We start from the raw sequence: 16,607 nt of genomic DNA on the forward strand, positions 1-16,607 counted from the left end.
GATAAAGCTCGCGTAAGCCTCTTAAGGTCAAAATCGCCCAAGCTGCGCCCATACGACGAAGCGCCACCCAGCCGGGGCTGGATGGCGCTTCGGGTGCGTGCGGGTGAGCGGCGTCAGACGGGCAGCGGGGCCGGCTCGCTGTCGGGCAGCGGGCGGCTCGGCGGCACCACGAACTTGTACCCCACCTGGCGGACGGTGCCGATCATCGACTCGTACTCCGAGCCGAGCTTGGCCCGCAGCCGCCGGACGTGCACGTCGACGGTGCGGGTGCCGCCGAAGTAGTCGTAGCCCCAGACCTCGCGCAGGAGCTGGTCGCGGGTGAACACCCGGCCAGGGTGCTGCGCCAGGAACTTCAGCAGCTCGAACTCCTTGTACGTCAAGTCGAGCGGGCGGCCCTTGAGCTTTGCCGCGTAGGTGTCCGGGTCGATGCTCAGCTCGCCAGCCCGGATCAGGCCGCCGGCGCCGGAGGTCGCGTTGGTGAGCCGGCCGACCGCGAGACGGAGGCGGGCCTCGACCTCGGCGGGGCCGGCGCTGGCCAGGATCACGTCGTCGACGCCCCAGTCGGCGTTGAGCGCGATGAGGCCGGCCTCGGTGACCACGGCGACCAGCGGGACGCCCAGTCCGGTGGCGTGGAGCATGCGGCAGGTGGCGCGGGCCTCGGCGAGCTCGGAGCGGGCATCCACCATCACGGCGTCCGGGCTCGGGCCGGACACGAGCGTGCGCACGTCGCGCGGCGCGGTGCGCACCGAGTGAGGGAGCAGGTCGAGCGCGGGGAGCACCGCCGAGGGCTCACCGGCGCGGGCTGTCACCAGCAACAGGATTTCCACTCTGACCTCCGTCCTCGCGGCGCTGAGCCGCTCGGTGACCGGCGGTAAAACCGGACGACCGGCTTACCGGTGTGACTCTGCGTCGGTCCCGGCGTCGCTGACGGGCGGGTGCTTTTGACTTCGGATGAGCTTAACTGATGGTCAGTCGGAAACGCTCCTGTGCACCTGTGTTCATCTGTGTGATCGACCATAAAAATCGAACATCTCGATCGACTTCGGCCATCGGACGGGGTGGCGCGGCAGCCTAGTATCGGTGTCGTGTTCCCTCCACCTCCGAAACCGCCCCGCGCGCCTCGGCCACCGCCGCGGCCGATGACGAGGACGAGTTCGAAGAGGTCGAGGTCGTCCCGGTCCGCCCCGTCCTCTCGGTCGCCATCGCCGGGTTCGCCGCGCTGCTGGCCATCGGGCTTGTCTTCGGCGCGCAGACGGCCGGGCCCGGGAGCGCGCGCGTTCCGTACGCCATCGTGATCTTCGGGGTTCAGCTCCTCTTTGTCCTCGCGTGGACGATGGCGATCCGGCCGCCGGCGCTGCCCGCCGTGGCCGGGGTCTGCGCGGTCGCCGCGCTGCTCGCCGACATCGCCGCGGTCTGGCCGCAGAGCGCGACGATCCTCCCCCTGTTCTACGTGTCGGTGGGCGGCTTCGCGGCCGCCATGCTGGCGCAGCTCGTGCGCCCCGACGACCGCGCCAGGGCGAAAGACTCGCTCAGCTCCACGCTGCTGATCGTGCTCGGCGTGGTGTCGTTCGCGTCGCTGATCGTGCTCGGCCGCGAGCCGCTCGGCACGCAGACCATCTTCGTGTGCCTCGCCGCCACGGGCGTATCGCTGATCGTGGCGAGGCTGACCGACGCGGTGCTGGCCTGGCCGAGGCTCGCGCCGCAGGTGCCCCGCGGCGCGGCCGGCGTGGTCTTCGGCGCGATGGCCGGCACGCTGACCGCCGCGGTGATCGGCAGCTTCGTCGTCGGCTTCACGCCCACGAGCGGCGCGATCGCCGGCCTTGTCGCGGCGAGCCTCGGCGCCCTGGCCGACCTCGCGGTCGGCTATGCCGAGGCCGGGCGGCAGATGGCCGGCGAGCCGCCGACCATGTGGATCGCCCGGCACATGCAGGGGCCGCTCGGCGGGTTCGCGCTCGCCGCGGCGGCTGCTTACACCATGTGCGTGTTGTTTCTGACCTGAGCGACGACTCGCATCCTTTCGATCGGGGTATAACGGCCGCCGTGACGACGTACACCTATGAAGAGGCACCCCCGCGCCGCCGCCGGCGCTGGGGCCGGCGACTGCTGGTCGTGTTCATCGTCCTGCTGATCATCATCGGCGGGCTCCTCGTCGTCGCCGACCGGGTCGCCGCGAGCGTCGCCGAGCGCACGATCAGCGACGAGATCTCCAAGGAGCTCGTGGCTCAGGAGATCAAGTCCTCCTCGCCCGAGGTCGCCGTGGGTGGGTTTCCGTTCCTGACCCAGGTGCTCGCCGGCAAGTACGAGTCGATCAAGATCAGCCTTCGCGACCTGGAGGGCAACGTCGAGGGCGAGGGCGTGCGCGTGCCCCGGCTCGACGTCGACGCCCGCGACGTCTCCGCGCCGCTGGAGACCATCCGCAGCGGGCAGGGCGACGTCGTCGCGCAGACCGTCAACGGCACGGCCACGATTTCGTACGCCAGCGTGGTCGCCCTGATGGACCAGCCTGGCCTGCGGCTGTCCGAGCGCAACGGAAAGCTCTTCGTCAATGCCCCGCTCGAGATCGCCGGCCAGCGGATCGACCTGAGCGGCACCGCGCAGATGAGCGTCGCGAATGGGCGCGTGCAGATCAGGTTCGAAGACCTCGAAGCCGAGGGCGTGCCCCAGTTGCCCGGCGCCGAAGCGCTGATCAACGGGTTCGCCCGGCAGATCTCGATCAGCCTGGCGCTGCCCGAGCTGCCGTTCAAGCTGGACGTTCGCGGCGTCCAGGCCCGGCCCGACGGGATCGCCGTCGACGCACAGGCGCTGAACGTCGCACTCAACCAGTGGTAGCTGTCGAGTTTCGGTTGGGTTTCCCGGATGGTGAGTCGGTTCTGTCACCACCCGAAGTACGGCTGGTAAGCTCCCTGCTCATGGGGACGCTCCTCACCAAACGGCGCGCGGTCGACCTGTGCCGCGTGGCCACCTGCCTGTGTCGCCCCGTCATCTGACGGCGGGGCCGGTATTGCGTACCCTCTGATCCATTACGCCCGGCAGTGGCGCCGTCGCACGTACCCGTGATCCTTCCCAACCCATGGGTCGCGCGCTACGGCGAAGATTGAGCGCCCGCGCGCCGACCTCGAATCTTCCTCACAAGGAGTTCATTCGATGAGTCGCGACACTGCACTCGTATCAGCCGACTGGGCCGAAAAGAACCTGGAAGCGCCGGGTGTGGTCTTCGTCGAGGTGGATGAAGACACCTCTGCGTATGACGCCGGCCACATTCCGGGCGCCATCAAGCTCGACTGGAAAAACGACCTGCAGGACCCGGTGCGCCGGGACTTCGTCAACAAGCAGCAGTTCGAAGCCCTGCTCTCCGAGCGCGGCATCGGAAACGACGACACCGTAATCCTGTACGGGGGCAACAACAACTGGTTCGCGGCGTACGCGTACTGGTACTTCAAGCTCTACGGCCACCGCGACGTCAAGCTGCTCGACGGCGGCCGCAAGAAGTGGGAGCTCGACGCGCGCACGCTCACGAAGGACGCGGTGAGCCGCCCCGCCACGCAGTACACGGCGCAGGAGCCCGATCTCTCCATCCGCGCGTTCCGCGACGAGACCGTCGCCGCGATCGGCGTAAAGAACCTCGTCGACGTCCGCTCGCCCGACGAGTACGCCGGCCGCCTCCTCGCCCCGCCCACCTGCCGCAGGAGCAGGCGCAGCGGGCCGGCCACATCCCCACCGCGGTCAGCGTGCCGTGGAGCAAGTCCGCCAACGAAGACGGCACTTTCAAGTCGGACGACGAGCTGCGCAAGATCTACGGCGAGGCCGGCCTCGACGACAGCAAGTCGACCATTGCGTACTGCCGCATCGGCGAGCGCTCCTCGCACACCTGGTTCGTGCTCAAGGAGCTGCTCGGCCACCAGGACGTGAAGAACTACGACGGTTCGTGGACCGAGTACGGCTCGCTCGTGGGCGTGCCCGTGGCGCTCGGCGACGAGCCGGGGAAGGCGTGACGACGATGACTGCCGTGACCTCTGCCAACACCGCCGCCGGCTGCGCGGCGCCCGATCAGGCGGCTCCCATCCCGGCCAGCGTTGACCTGGAGAAGGAGACCGTGATCACGGGCACCGTTCTCGCCGACTCCGGCGAGGCCGTGGCCGGTGCGTACGTACGCCTGCTCGACTCCACGGGCGAGTTCACCGCCGAGGTCGTCACCTCGCCGGAGGGCCTGTTCCGCTTCTTCGCCGCGCCCGGCACCTGGACGCTGCGCGCGCTTTCCCGCCACGGCAACGGCGACGCCACGGTGACCGCCAGCCAGGGCATCAACCAGGTCGGCGTGACCGTCGCCTGACCCACTCACCGGAGCGGCCCGCACGCACGTGCGGGCCGCTTTCGTTTGCCCAGGGCCTGGTCAGCGGCCGCTGGGCGGTGGTGGGCAGGGCTCGGACGGGTCGAGGAGGAAGTCGACCGTCTGCGTGAAGCCGGCCTGGATGCGGACCCGCTGGCTCTCCGGCAGCCAGCCGTCCCGCGCGACCACCACGTCGTACCGGCCCTGCGGCACCCAGTACGCGTACCGGCCGGACGTGTCGGCCAGGGCCGTGTAGCCGACTGACGGGTCGGCGACCCAGTTCACCCGGACCGTGACCGGCACGCCGACCTGGCTGCCGCCGCACGACGTGCCGAGGACCGTGCCCTGGACCTTGCCCCAGCTCACCGGCGGCGTGACCGTCGTGCGGACGTCGATCTGCGGCACCCGGTACGGCGTGTCCGAGCGCAGCCCCAGCCGCGCCGTGAACGTGCCGGGTTGCGCGACGCCCGCTGCCGCAGTGGCCGTGAGCGTCACGCGGACCGTGCGGGACTCGCCCGGCGCGAGCGTGAACGCCACCACGTCGGTGGAGAGCCACGACACGTTGCCGATCTCGTCGCAGAGGTCGAGGCCGCCGAGGTGGTCGGTCTCCGAGGAGCCGACGAACGGTACGGGCGCGCCGCCGATCGCGTACACGCCGCACGCGCCCGCCCCGCGGTACCGGCTGAAGCGGGTGTTGGGCAGGATCTGCCAGGCGTTTGCCGACGGGTCGAAGGCGACCGCCCGGTTGGTGATGGTGGTCAGTCCGTTGACGATGCCGCCGGCGATGACGAGCAGGCCGCTGGCCGTGGAGTACTGCGCGCCCCACAGGTCGAACGGCATGTCGGGCAGGCGGTTCCAGGCGTTTGTGGCCGGGCTGTAGACGTACGCGTCGCGGTGTGACTGTGAGGAGGAGCCGCCCGCGCAGTAGACCTTGCCGCCGATGCCGCCGCAGGACATGTAGGACGACAGGTGCGGGTACGGCTGCCGCCTCGCGAACGTGCCGGTGGCCGGGTCGAAGACCACGAGGTCGGACGAGTCGGTGCAGCCGCCGTCGGTGCAGCCGCCGACGAGGTACACGCGGCCACCCGCCACGGCCACCGCGGCCGCTGCCCGTGGCGCCGGGTTGACGGCGCCGGCCAGGGTGCTCCACGTGCCGGTGGCGGGGTCGAACACGTCGACCGCGGCGACCGGCTCGCCCGGCCCTTCCCAGCCGCCGATGACGTACAGCTTGCCGCCGACCGCCGCGACCGCCGCCTGGCTGCGGGCCACCGGCAGGTCGGGCAGGCGGGTCCAGGTGTTCGCGACCGGGTCGTAGCGGAAGGCGAGGCGCTCGGTACCGGACTCGCCGCCGCCCACCGAATAGACCTTGCCGTCGAGCACGGCCGCGGAGTTGTCGAAGATGTCGACGGGGTAGTCGGCGGCGGGGCCCCACACGTCCTCGACAAGCGGCGCCGCCCGCATGGTGCCGTCACCCAGCGGTACCTTGCCGTCGCTCACCCGCTCCTTGCGGGCGCCGCCGGGCACCTGCCGCTCGGCGAGCTGCGCACCCTGCTTCCCGAAGATCTCAAAGCCCGCGCCACCCATCTCCAACAGGTCCACAGTGGCCGGTGCGTTGCCGGTGTTGGTGATCCGTACGTTGGTGTTGCGCGTGCTGCCGTACCCCTGGGTCGCGTCGATGGAGGTGGTGGAGAGCGCGAGGCGCCCCGCGGCGAGTGCGAAGTCCGCCCGCGTCGCGGCGTCCGCCGTGACCCCCACGCTCTTGGTCTGCGGCTGGTACCCGGACCTGACCGCGGTGAACCGCTGCGCGCCCACGAGCGAGGAGAAGAGCCAGTAGAACCCGTCCGGCGCCGAGGTGCCCGCGTCGGCAGGAGCGTCCACACTGGACACCGTGACGTCCGCGAGCGGCGCACCGGTGTTGCCGTCGGTGGTGTTGCCGACCACCAGGCCACCGGGCACCGGGGTGCAGGCCCGGTTCAGCACCTGGACGTTGTCCACCTCCCACCACCATGCGAACGTGCCGCGGAAGCGGAAGCGGACCAGCGCGTTCGCGGAGCCGCCGGCCTGGTAGAGCGGCACGTCCTCGATCCGCGGTCCGCGGCGGCTGCCGGTCTGGTGCCACACGTTGGTCCACGTGGCGCCGCTGTCGGTGGAGACGTCGATGTCGGCGGAGTCGGTGGTGCTGACCGCCCGCCAGTCGCTGTTGAACCGCAGGAACGGCGAGGCGATGGCGGTGAAGTCGAGCGGTGGCGTGATCAGGTCGGTGTCCTGGGTGTTGCCGCTGCCGAGGGCGTCGCTGTCGACGATCGCGAAGCCGCCCGAGCCGCCGGTCAGGTTGCCGCGGCCGCGTACGTCCTGGAAGACCCAGCCGCCGCTCGGCGTGCGGTTGGCGACCGACCAGCCCGGCGGCGCCGTCGTGCCGTCGAACGGCTCGTTGAGGATCGGCTCCTGGAACACGGGCGCGTACCCGGCGGCCGTGCAGCCGGGCTCCACGATCACCGCGAAGTCGACGGTCTGGTCCGCCTCGCCGACCGCCACGTCCCGCGTCACGACGCGGTACCCGGTGTAGCGGGTGGTGACCGTGAAGCGGTACGTGGCCGCGCCGGCCACCTCGAACGAGTAGCGGCCGGTCACCGGGTCGGTGCGCACCGGGCCACCGGGCTGCCCGGCCACCTCGATGGTCGCGGCGAGTGGCCAGCCGTGTCCCGAACCGTCGGTGACGCGGCCGCTCACCGTGACCATGGGCGCCGCCACCAGCGCGAAGTCCTGCGTCACGGCGCCGCTCGCGGGCACGGTCACGGTCGCCGTCGCGGCACGGAAGCCGTACTTCGACGCGGTTACCTGCTGCTCGCCGGCCGGGACGGTCAGCGCGTACCGCCCGTCCGGGCCGGTGGTGACCGTGCGGCCGGCCGCGCTCACGGTGGCGCCGGCGAGCGGTGCCCCGGCGGCGGTGACCTGCCCCGCGATCCGGCCGGCCTCGCCGCGGGGCGCCGCCGTGACCGCCTGGTAGGCGTTGAGCCGCCCCTCGCCGAAGTTGTTGTTGTTCGCCGCGGTGCCGCCACAGCCGGTCGAGTCCACGTCGATGGCGGCGCGGTCGAGCAGGTCGCGGGTGGCGGCCACGTCGCCGCGCAGGCTCGGCGCGGCCGACCACACAAGCGCCACCGTCCCGGTCACGTGCGGCGTCGCCATGGACGTGCCGCTGAAAGCGCCGTACCGGTCGCCGGGCAGGCTGGAGCGCACGTTCACGGCCGGGGCGCTGATGTCCGGCTTGATGCTGCCGTCCACAGTGGATGCGCCACGGCTGGACGACGTGTAGATCGCGTTGGCGATGTCGTGGCCGCCCACGCCGTACGCCATCGGCTCGTCGCCGGGGGAGCCGGCGGTGCCGCACGCCGGCCCGTCGTTGCCGATCGCGAACGTTCCGAACATGCCGGCCGCGTTCCAGGCGGTGAGGATCTGGTTGTAGAACGGGTCGTCCTGGCCGCCGCCCCACGAGTTGTTGACCACGTCGGCGTGCAGGTCGGGACGCGGGTTGGCGCCGTTCAGGTCGGTCGGCGCGATCACCCATTCGCCGGCGGCCAGCAGCGAGTCGACGGGGCAGCCGCGCGGGTCGCAGCCCTTGGCGGCGATCCACTTCGCGCCCGGGGCCACGCCGATCTGGTTGGCGCCGCCGTCGTCACCGACTGCCGTGCCAGCCACGTGCGTGCCGTGCCCGTCATCGTCGTCGCAGGGCACGCGCGGATCGGCGCACACCTCGCCCGGGTCGAACCAGTTGTAGTTGTGGTCGAAGGAGCCGTTGCCGAGGTTGCCTCGGTACTGGTTGACCAGCGCCGGGTGGTTGAACTGCGCGCCACCGTCGATCGTCGCCACGACGATGCCCTCGCCGCGCACGCCGTACTCGCTCCACACGCGGGGCGCGCCGACCCCGTCGACGTTCCACTCCACGGCCGCCGGCTCGACCGGCTCGGCCGCTCGGGTGGGCGCGAGGAGCGGGAGCACGCGCACCGGCTCGATCCGCTCGACATCTGCCCGTGCGGCGAGAGCGTCCAGTGTGGAGCGATCCGCGGTGACCCGCAGCGCGTTGGCGACCCAGAACGAGCGGTAGTCCGCCCCGCGCGCGCCGAGCAGGGCCCGGATGCCGCTCTGGGTGCGTGCGGCCGTCCCGGTCAGCGTCCCGTACACCTGCGCGGCCTTCGTCGAGCCGCGCTGCTTCGCGATCGCGCCGAGGTCGGCCTTCTCCCGGAGGTAGACCATGAAGCTCGCGGTGCCGCTCGCCTCCAGCGCGGCGAGCACCTCCTTGTCGATCTCCGCACCGGGCGCCGCGGCGGTCGCGACCGCTGGTCCCGACGTCACCGCCAGCACCATGGAAAGCCCCAATGTCACCACGCCGCGCCGCATCCGAGACATGGGCCCATGCTTGGCTGCACAGAGTGAGCGATCAATGGATTGTGTCGGGCAGTTGGTAGGCAGAAAGCGGTCGATCGGCCCGCAAGCTCTGCGGATTGCGACGTTTCGGCGACATCCAGTTGACTTCGTCAATTCCGGGGCGTTGGCTGTCTTTCACGCGACACTGTGCGCCTGGGGAGGGGATCCGGTGGTCAGCGGAGAGGTGCCGTTTGTCGTCTGTGTCTCGTCAGACGTGGCGGTGCGGGAGCGGGTGGTGCGCCGGCTGGACGACTGCGGGGCGGTCGTGCTCTGCGCCGATCTGTCCGAGCTGCGGGCGATGCTCTTCCCAGCGGCCGTGGCGACACCCGTGCCGGTGCCGTCCAGCGGCCCGGTGCGCTTCGGCGAGCTCGTCGTCGACACCGCCGGCCACCTGGTGACCTGGCGGGAAAAGCCGCTGTCGCTCACCCGGCTGGAGCGCGAGCTCCTGGCCCGGCTGGCCAGCCCACCGGTGGGCGTGTGGACGTACGAGCGGCTCTTCGACACGGTGTGGGGCGGCGCCTACCTGGGCGACACCTCGATCCTCCACTCCGCCGTAAAGCGGCTGCGCCGCAAGCTGCGCGCCGCACCCGACGGCCCGTCGGTGGAGACGGTCCGCGGCGTCGGCTACCGCCTGGCAGCGGCCTGACGCCGGACACCGCCTCAGCCCGGCAGGCACCGGCCAGCCGCCGCCTGGCACCATGGCCGGGTGACCGAACCCGGAGGCGCTGCGAGCGTGCCGCCTTTGGCGCCGCACGAGCGAGTTGGCGCGGCGGCGCCGCCCCCGAGCCCACCGAGCCGTCGTGGCCACTGGCTCCTGGTGGTCGCCGTGGCCTGGGCCGTGGCGATCGGTGTCCTGGCGTATGTCTCGGTCCGGAACGACCCACCCACCGTCCGCGACCAGCGCACCACCGGCGAGGCAAGGCCGCTGGTCGACCGCGCGGTGGGCGAGCTGGCCGTCGCCGCCGGCTCCGACGCGGTGCTCTCCATCTCCGGGTACGAGGTGACCGGCGGCTGCCGCATCACCCCGCTGCGCTCGGGGGAGACGCTGGAGCGGGACGTGACGATCTACACGAGCCAGACCGACGGGCCGGCCCTGCTCGATCGGATCGCGGACCGGCTCCCAAGCTCGTACGAGGCGGGTGTCCGGCACGGCCAGGAGCACGACACGCTGCGCGCCGACGCCGGCGAGTTCGTCTCGGTGCGCGGCGGGGTCACCGCACCCGGCGTCGTGATCCTCACGGTCGGCACCGGCTGCCGCCCGCCCGCCCCGCTCGGCGTCGAGGCGCCCGCGCCCACCGACGAGGACCGCCGGATCGCCGACCGCATGCTGGTGGCGCTGGGCGGCACGCTCGACGGCGTCGCAGTGGCCGAGGCGCCCTGCCCGACCGGCGGCACCGTGCGCACGGTCCGCGCCGAGGGCTCCCGCTCCGGCGCGGGCAAGCCGCTGCGCGAGGTGCTGGTGCCGCTGTTCGGTAGCGCGCAGGCCGGTCCAGCCCTGCTGGACACCACCGACCGGTACGCCTATCGCGCAGACGAGGCCCAGGTCGCCGTCGACGCCGGCGCCGAGGGTGCGCTCGACGCCACGCTGACCACTCCCTGCTAGTAAACGAGTGCCTGTGCGCCCTCGGCCAGTGACTCCTCGACGAACAGCGCCGCGCCCGCGATCCGTACGCCCGAAAGCACGTCCACCTCGGTGATCTCGCGGCGGGCGGCGCACTGGGTGCACAGCGTGACCCGGCCGCCGGCGAGCACCGCGTCCAGCAGGTCCCGCAGAGGTGCCGAGTGCGGCAGCGAAAACTCCGCGGCGCGACCGGGCAGCGCGAACCAGGCCGACTCGCCGGTCAGCCACAGCGAAACGTCGACCCCGGCGGCGACCGCGGTCGCGGCCACGGTGAAGGCTTGCGCGCACCTCTCGGGCGCATCGAGACCGGCGGTTACCTTGACGACCAGAGAACGAGCCACGTCCGCCAGCATAGGATTGCTCCGTCATGGTTACCGAGATCGGGTTTGTCAGCCTGCTGGTTGCGGGCTTCGGCCTGCTCGCCGGTGGCCTGGTCTATCTGGCCGTGCGCATCTCAAGAGGACGCTGGTGACTGACAACCCGCTCGGACCCCCGCCCTGGCTCAACGCACCGCCGGTTGATCCGTACCCGTTCGAGGACACCCACGACCTGCGTGTGGGGCCCGACCTGCACCCCGCGCTGCTGGCCCTGCTGCCGTACATCGGCGAGTGGCGGGGACGCGGCAAGGGCGGCTACCCGACGATCGAAGACTTCGACTACGGGCAGGAGATCCGGATCAGCCACGACGGCCGGCCGTTCCTGCACTACCAGTCGCGCGCGTGGATCCTCGACGAGGAGAGCAAGCCGGTGCGCCCGGCGATGCGCGAGGTCGGGTGGCTGCGCCCGGTGCTGGAAGATGGCCGCGCGACCGACGAGGTCGAGGCTCTGATCACCAACCCGACCGGGATCATGGAGCTGTACCTGGGCCGGGTCAACGGCACCCAGCTGGAGATGGCCACCGACGCGGTGCTGCGCACCTCCACCGCCAAGGAGGTCACCGCCGGCCACCGGCTCTACGGCATCGTCGAGGGCGCGCTGCTCTACGCGCAGGACATGGCCGCGGTCGGCCACGGCCTGACGCCGCACCTCTCGGCGCGCCTCATCCGGGTGGGCGGCTGACCAGCGACCGCAGCCGCTCGGTGTGCAGCGACGGCAGCAGCTCGACGCCGTCCAGCACCCGTATTTCGGCGAGCCCGCGCACGGACGACGCCAGCCATGCGCCGTCCGTGGCGAGCAGGTCCTCCGGGGTGATCATGCGATGTGCCGCCCGCCAGCCCTGGGCCGGTGCCTGACCCAGCAGCCAGGCCGCGGTCACGCCGGGCAGCACTCCGGCCGACGGCGGCACTGTGCAGAGGGTCTCGCCGTCGAGCCAGACGAGGCTGGCCGTCGGCCCCTCCAGCGCGTACCCGTCGGGTGAGACCCACAGCGCGTCGTCCACCCCGCTCGCGGCGACCTGGCGGCGCGCGATGAGGCTCGGCCCGTACGACAGCGACTTGATCGGCAGCCCGGACGAGGCGGGCAGCGTGCGCACGCGCAGCGAGAGCACCCGCGGCGGCACCGGGCTGATCGTGCAGAACGCGGTCATCGGGGTACACACCAGCCGCAGCGCGCCCTCGACCTCGGCCGGCCACTGCGCGCACGCCGCGAGGACGAAGTCGGCCAGGCTCGTGGGCACCGCCATCCCGAGTGCCGGGGCCGAGGCGGTGAGGCGGTCCAGATGTTCGTCGAGCAGCCATGGCCGCCCGTCCCGCACGAGCATGGTCTCGAAAAGTCCTTCGCCGAGGACACCGGGGTCGTCGGCGCGCATGACCGGCGTGCCGGTGGGGACCACGCCCCGGCCCAGCACGGCGACGAGGGAAGCCTGCACCGCACTATTATCGGGCGGTGTCGGAAACGTCCCTCCCGGACATCCTGCGAGCCCGTGGGCTGCGGCTGACCGCCCAGCGTCAGCTGGTGCTGGAGGCCGTGCACGAGCTCGGCCATGCCACGCCCGAGCAGCTGCACACCGCCGTGCGCGAGGTGGCCGCCGGCGTGAACATCACCACGATCTACCGCACCTTGGAATTACTTGAGGACCTCGGGCTGGTTACCCATACGCACCTGTCGCACGGGTCACCGACGTACCACCCGGTGGGCGAGGACCAGCACGCTCACCTCGTCTGCCGGGGCTGCGGTGCGGTGAGCGAGATCGAGCCGGAGGTGCTCGCGCCGCTGGCCCGTGACCTGGCCAGGGAGCGCGGGTTCCAGCTGGACATCGGTCACGTGGCACTGTTCGGCACCTGCGGGGATTGTGGGGACGCGAAATGATCGACACAGCCGGGGCGGTAGCCATCGAGGCGTTGGAGCCGGAGTCGCGGGACGCCGGCGTGGCGGCGCACTACGGCGACCCGATGCGCGAGCAGCGCACGCTCGCCACCGAGGTGGGCCTGGTCGACCGCTCGCACCGGGGCGTCGTCGCCGTGCCGGGGCCGGAGCGGGCCAGCTGGCTGCACAGCATCACCACCCAGCACCTCGCCGACCTCCGCGCCGGCCAGGGCACCGAGCTGCTCGTCCTCTCTCCGCACGGCCACGTCGAGCATCACGCCCAGGTCGCCGAGGACGGCACCACCACCTGGCTGGACACCGAGCCGGGCGCGGCGGGCGAGCTGCTCACGTTCCTGGACAAGATGCGCTTCCTCACCCGGGTCGAGCCGCGCGACGCCACCGCCGAGCTCGTGGTGCTCACGCTCGTCGGCCCCCGCGCCGGCGAAGTCGTCCCCGGCCTCAAGGAGCCCGAGGTCCGCGCGGTGCCGGGCCCGAAGTTCACCGCCGGCTCCGTGCCGGCCACACCCACGACGGTGTACGACGTACGTGTCCTGCCCGAGGGAGGGTTCGCCCGCCGCGGTCACATCGGCATCGACCTGGTGGTGCCCCGCGCGTCCGTCGGTGACGTCATCGAGCGGCTCGGTGTGCCGCTCGCCGGCCTGTGGGCGTACGAGGCGATGCGCGTCGCCGCCCGGGTGCCGAGGCTGGGCCTGGAGACCGACCACCGCACGATCCCAGCCGAGATCGACCTGCTCGCGCCCGCGGTCCACCTCGACAAGGGCTGCTACCGGGGCCAGGAGACCGTCGCCCGGGTGCACAACCTGGGGCGGCCGCCGCGACGGCTCGTACTCCTCCATCTCGATGGCGTGGTCACCGACCAGCCGCCGGCGCCGGGCACGGCCGTGACCAACGACGAGGGGCGCGCGGTGGGCTTTGTCGGCACCGCCCTGCGCCACTTCGAGCTCGGCATGGTCGCGCTCGCGGTGCTGAAGCGAAACGTGCCCGACGACGCGGTCCTGCGGATCGGGGAATCGGTCGCGGCAATCGACTTAGAGTGAGCGGATGACGGGAACCCTGATCACGGTCGCGCCGACCGGCGCGGAGTCGTCAAAGGCGGATGTTCCGGCGCTGCCAGTGACCCTGGATGAGCTGGTGAGCACCGCAAAGGAGTGCGAGGCGCTCGGCGCCGGCGTGGTGCACGTACACATCCGGGACGGCGAGGCGCGGCCCACGCTCGATCCGGGGCGCCTGCGGGAGACGGTGGCGGCGCTGCGCCAGAGCACCGACCTGATCGTGCAGCTCTCCTCCGGCGGTGCCGTGACCGACCCGGAGGCCGACCGGCTCGCCGTGCTCGACGCCGGACCGGACATGGCCTCCTGCACGATGGGCACCGTCAACTTCGGCGACGACGTCTTCATGAACCGCTGGGAGTTCATCGTCGAGCTGCACACCCGCATGCGCGAGCGGGGCATCGTGCCGGAGTACGAGATCTTCGACCTCGGCCACCTCACCACGCTGGCGCGGCTGCTCGACAAGCACGGCCTGCCCGCCGGCGACCACGTGCACGTCGACCTCGTGATGGGCGTGCCCGGCGGGATGCCCGGTACGGCCGAGGCCCTCGTCGCCTGCCGCCAGGCGATGCGCGACCTGCCGGAGGGCACCACGTTTTCCGCCACCGGCATCGGGCGTTCCACGATCCCGGTCATGCTCGCCTCGCTCTCGGCCGGCGGCCACCTGCGGGTGGGGATGGAAGACACGGTCACGTACGCCAAGGGCCGCCCCGTCGAGTCCAACATGCAGCTCGTGGCCCGCGCCGTCGGCTTCGCCCAGCTCGCCCAGCGGCCGCCGCTGACCACCACGCAGGCGCGGGCCTTCCTCGGCGTACCCGTGCGGGGCGTGCCGGCGTGACAGGTGCGGTACCACTCGCCGAGGTCATCCGGTCGGGGTTCGTGGAAGGCGTCCACCGCGGCTCGGTGGTCGTGCTCGACGGGGGCGGCGCGGTGCTCGACTCCGCCGGCGACGTGAAGTCCCCGATCTTCCCGCGCTCCTCCAGCAAGCCCTTGCAGGCCATCGGCATGCTCCGCTCCGGGCTGCGCCTCGTCGACCCGGCCGATCTCGCGCTGATCTGTGCCAGCCACTTCGGCGAGGACCACCACGTGGCACGGGTACGCGCCCTGCTGCGCAGCGCCGGCCTCGACGAGAGCGCGCTGCGATGCCCACCCGACCTGCCGTTGCACCAGCCGACGGCCGAGGCGGTGCTGCGGGCCGGCGGCGGCCGCTCGCGCGTCCAGATGAACTGCTCCGGCAAGCACACCGGCATGCTCCTGACCTGCCTGGCGTCCGGGTGGTCGACGGAGGAGTACTGGCTGGCCGAGCATCCCCTGCAGGTACGGATCCAGGCGACGGTCGAGGAGTTCACCGGCGAGCCGGCCGCCGCGGTGGGCGTCGACGGGTGCGGCGCACCGGTGCTCGCGGCTTCACTGGTCGGGCTCGCCTCGGCGTTCCTGCGGCTGGTCTCCGGCGCGCCCGGCTCGGTCGAGCGCACGGTCGCGGACGCGATGCGGTCCAACCCGGAGGTGGTTGCCGGCTCGGGCGCCGAGGACACCCGGATCATGCAGGCGGTGCCGGGGCTGCTGTCCAAGGGCGGCGCCGAGGGCGTGGCGGCTGTGGCGATCCCCGACGTGGGCGCGGTGGCCCTGAAGATCGAAGACGGCGGCATGCGCGCACGCCCACCGGTGCTCGCCTCCGCCCTCCGCCGGCTCGGTGTGGAGGTCCCCAAGGGCCTGGCCGAGGTACCGGTCCTGGGCGGCGGCGAGGCGGTCGGAGCGGTCCGCGCGAGCTGGTGAGTTAGCCCACAGTTAGCATTCTGCTTGCAAGAGCAAGCGCACCGACGTACGGTCGGGTGCATGGCCACCCCGAAGGATCTGCCCCGCGACATCGGCGGGTTCATCCGTGACCTGCGGCGCAACGCCAAGATCTCGTTGCGGCAGCTCGCCGACCAGGCCGGGGTCAGCAATCCTTACCTGAGCCAGGTCGAGCGCGGCCTGCGCAAGCCGAGCGCCGAGGTGCTCCAGCAGCTGGCCAGCGCGCTGCGCGTCTCCACCCCGGTCATGTACCTGCGCGCCGGGCTGCTCGACGCGCTGGACGCCAAGGAGGGTCAGGGCGTGCTCGGCGCGATAGCGGCCGACCCCGACCTGACGCTCTCCCAGAAGCAGTCGTTGAGCCAGATCTACGAGACGTTCCGCCGGGAAAACGCCCGTACCGCCGCCGAAGCCGCCGAGGCGGACGAGGCGGACGAGGTCGGCGTGCCCGGCGAGCCCGCTGCCGAGCCGGCGGCGGACCAGCAGACCACCACCCCAAGCCCGCGAAGAAGACCGTGCACAAAGCGGTCAAGAAAACGGTCGCACCCGCGGCCGAGGAGGAGAAGTAATGACCGAGCAGAGCAAGGCGACCCGGATCCCTGGCCCGCTCTACGCCGCCGCCGGCGCCGGTGACCTGGCGTACCAGCAGCTGCGCAAGCTGCCCGCCGTGGTCAACGAGCTGAGCGGCAAGGCCGCTGCCGGCACCGTCGACCTGCGTGCCAAGGCCGTCGCCACGCTGCGGGCCGCCAACACCACCGCCACCAGCCTGCGCGACCGGGCCTCGACGACCGACTTCGACGCCGACCGCCTGCGCGCGGCCGCCCGTCGCAACGTCGCAGTCCTCGCCGCTGGCGCGCAGGTGGCCCAGGAGCGGGCCATCGCGTTCTACGGCCAGCTCGTCGCCCACGGCGAGCGCGTTGTCGGCAGCGGCGTCGTCGCCACCGCCGACGTGGTCAACTCGGACATCGAGGCCACCGAGCCGCCGGCCGAGGTGACCGCCACCGCGGCCACCGAGTCCGCCGACGAGACCGAGGACAAGCCCGCCGCTAAGCCGGCCAAGGCCACCAAGCGCACCCGTCCCGTGGCCAAGTAGTCACCGCAGTGTCCAGAGGGCGCCGGCAGGGCATGGCCC

The 16,607-nt window shown here is 72.0% G+C and carries 18 protein-coding genes and 1 pseudogene; 15 read left to right on the forward strand and 4 right to left on the reverse strand.

What is annotated here, in order from left to right:
- Positions 1-113 precede the first annotated feature (113 nt).
- Entirely contained in the window at positions 114-827 is a 714-nt protein-coding gene (locus tag Phou_RS21740; protein ID WP_173057698.1) for a winged helix-turn-helix transcriptional regulator, read from the reverse strand.
- Positions 828-1,201: 374 nt separating this feature from the next.
- On the opposite strand from Phou_RS21740, the gene Phou_RS21745 reads away from it, so the two are divergent.
- The 5 genes and pseudogenes from Phou_RS21745 (at position 1,202) to Phou_RS21760 (ending at position 4,330) form a co-directional block, all read left to right on the forward strand.
- Positions 1,202-1,999, forward strand: a complete 798-nt coding sequence (locus Phou_RS21745) for a hypothetical protein (RefSeq protein WP_173058757.1) — start codon at positions 1,202-1,204, stop codon at positions 1,997-1,999.
- Between the two features lie 41 nt (positions 2,000-2,040).
- Positions 2,041-2,829, forward strand: a complete 789-nt coding sequence (locus Phou_RS21750) for an LmeA family phospholipid-binding protein (RefSeq protein ID WP_246273664.1) — start codon at positions 2,041-2,043, stop codon at positions 2,827-2,829.
- Positions 2,830-2,909: 80 nt separating this feature from the next.
- Entirely contained in the window at positions 2,910-2,987 is a 78-nt protein-coding gene (locus Phou_RS55575; RefSeq protein ID WP_311202345.1) for an Ms5788A family Cys-rich leader peptide, read from the forward strand.
- Between the two features lie 157 nt (positions 2,988-3,144).
- Positions 3,145-3,992 (forward strand): annotated as a pseudogene (locus Phou_RS21755) (sulfurtransferase).
- A gap of 5 nt (positions 3,993-3,997) precedes the next feature.
- A complete protein-coding gene (locus Phou_RS21760; RefSeq protein WP_173057699.1) occupies positions 3,998-4,330 on the forward strand; it encodes a DUF1416 domain-containing protein in 333 nt (110 codons plus the stop codon).
- 60 nt (positions 4,331-4,390) lie between these two features.
- Here the strand turns inward: Phou_RS21760 and Phou_RS21765 are convergent, their stop codons facing one another.
- On the reverse strand, positions 4,391-8,731 hold the full coding sequence (locus Phou_RS21765; protein ID WP_173057700.1) for a S8 family serine peptidase: 4,341 nt from the start codon (positions 8,729-8,731) through the stop codon (positions 4,391-4,393).
- 232 nt (positions 8,732-8,963) lie between these two features.
- Between Phou_RS21765 and Phou_RS21770 the strand changes: the two genes are divergently transcribed.
- Together Phou_RS21770 and Phou_RS21775 are read left to right on the forward strand one after the other, a co-directional pair.
- Positions 8,964-9,395 (forward strand): winged helix-turn-helix domain-containing protein, encoded by a 432-nt coding sequence (locus Phou_RS21770; protein WP_173058763.1) that lies wholly within the window; start codon positions 8,964-8,966, stop codon positions 9,393-9,395.
- A gap of 180 nt (positions 9,396-9,575) precedes the next feature.
- Positions 9,576-10,352 carry a hypothetical protein gene (locus tag Phou_RS21775; RefSeq protein WP_173057701.1) on the forward strand — a complete coding sequence of 259 codons (777 nt, stop codon included), beginning with the start codon at positions 9,576-9,578 and terminating at the stop codon, positions 10,350-10,352.
- Here the strand turns inward: Phou_RS21775 and Phou_RS21780 are convergent.
- Positions 10,349-10,723, reverse strand: a complete 375-nt coding sequence (locus tag Phou_RS21780) for a DsrE family protein (RefSeq protein WP_173057702.1) — start codon at positions 10,721-10,723, stop codon at positions 10,349-10,351. The two genes, Phou_RS21775 and Phou_RS21780, sit on opposite strands and share 4 nt — an antisense overlap.
- 14 nt (positions 10,724-10,737) lie before the next feature.
- On the opposite strand from Phou_RS21780, the gene mtfM reads away from it, so the two are divergent.
- Complete coding sequence (gene mtfM, locus Phou_RS54495) at positions 10,738-10,842, forward strand: small membrane protein MtfM (RefSeq protein ID WP_269476287.1); 105 nt, start codon at positions 10,738-10,740, stop codon at positions 10,840-10,842.
- Positions 10,836-11,429: a heme-binding beta-barrel domain-containing protein gene (locus tag Phou_RS21785; protein WP_173058766.1), complete on the forward strand. Its 594-nt coding sequence runs from the start codon at positions 10,836-10,838 to the stop codon at positions 11,427-11,429. The genes mtfM and Phou_RS21785 overlap by 7 nt, the downstream gene beginning before the upstream one ends.
- Here the strand turns inward: Phou_RS21785 and Phou_RS21790 are convergent.
- Complete coding sequence (locus tag Phou_RS21790; protein WP_246273665.1) at positions 11,410-12,177, reverse strand: aminotransferase class IV; 768 nt, start codon at positions 12,175-12,177, stop codon at positions 11,410-11,412. The genes Phou_RS21785 and Phou_RS21790 overlap by 20 nt on opposite strands.
- Positions 12,178-12,194: 17 nt before the next feature.
- Between Phou_RS21790 and Phou_RS21795 the strand changes: the two genes are divergently transcribed.
- From Phou_RS21795 to Phou_RS21820, 6 genes are read left to right on the forward strand one after another with little or no spacing between them, the layout of a single operon-like run.
- Complete coding sequence (locus tag Phou_RS21795) at positions 12,195-12,617, forward strand: Fur family transcriptional regulator (protein WP_173057703.1); 423 nt, start codon at positions 12,195-12,197, stop codon at positions 12,615-12,617.
- Positions 12,614-13,672 carry a CAF17-like 4Fe-4S cluster assembly/insertion protein YgfZ gene (ygfZ, locus tag Phou_RS21800; RefSeq protein ID WP_173057704.1) on the forward strand — a complete coding sequence of 353 codons (1,059 nt, stop codon included), beginning with the start codon at positions 12,614-12,616 and terminating at the stop codon, positions 13,670-13,672. Before Phou_RS21795 ends, ygfZ begins: the two co-directional genes overlap by 4 nt.
- A 4-nt stretch (positions 13,673-13,676) precedes the next feature.
- Positions 13,677-14,522 (forward strand): beta-keto acid cleavage family enzyme, encoded by an 846-nt coding sequence (locus Phou_RS21805; RefSeq protein ID WP_173057705.1) that lies wholly within the window; start codon positions 13,677-13,679, stop codon positions 14,520-14,522.
- Positions 14,519-15,460, forward strand: coding sequence for an asparaginase (locus Phou_RS21810; protein WP_173057706.1), 942 nt, complete (start codon positions 14,519-14,521; stop codon positions 15,458-15,460). Before Phou_RS21805 ends, Phou_RS21810 begins: the two co-directional genes overlap by 4 nt.
- Positions 15,461-15,520: 60 nt before the next feature.
- Positions 15,521-16,108, forward strand: a complete 588-nt coding sequence (locus Phou_RS55015; RefSeq protein ID WP_173057707.1) for a helix-turn-helix domain-containing protein — start codon at positions 15,521-15,523, stop codon at positions 16,106-16,108.
- Positions 16,044-16,568, forward strand: coding sequence for a hypothetical protein (locus Phou_RS21820; RefSeq protein ID WP_173057708.1), 525 nt, complete (start codon positions 16,044-16,046; stop codon positions 16,566-16,568). Before Phou_RS55015 ends, Phou_RS21820 begins: the two co-directional genes overlap by 65 nt.
- Positions 16,569-16,607: the final 39 nt, after the last annotated feature.

It is taken from the genome of Phytohabitans houttuyneae, assembly GCF_011764425.1.
GTDB lineage: Bacteria > Actinomycetota > Actinomycetes > Mycobacteriales > Micromonosporaceae > Phytohabitans > Phytohabitans houttuyneae.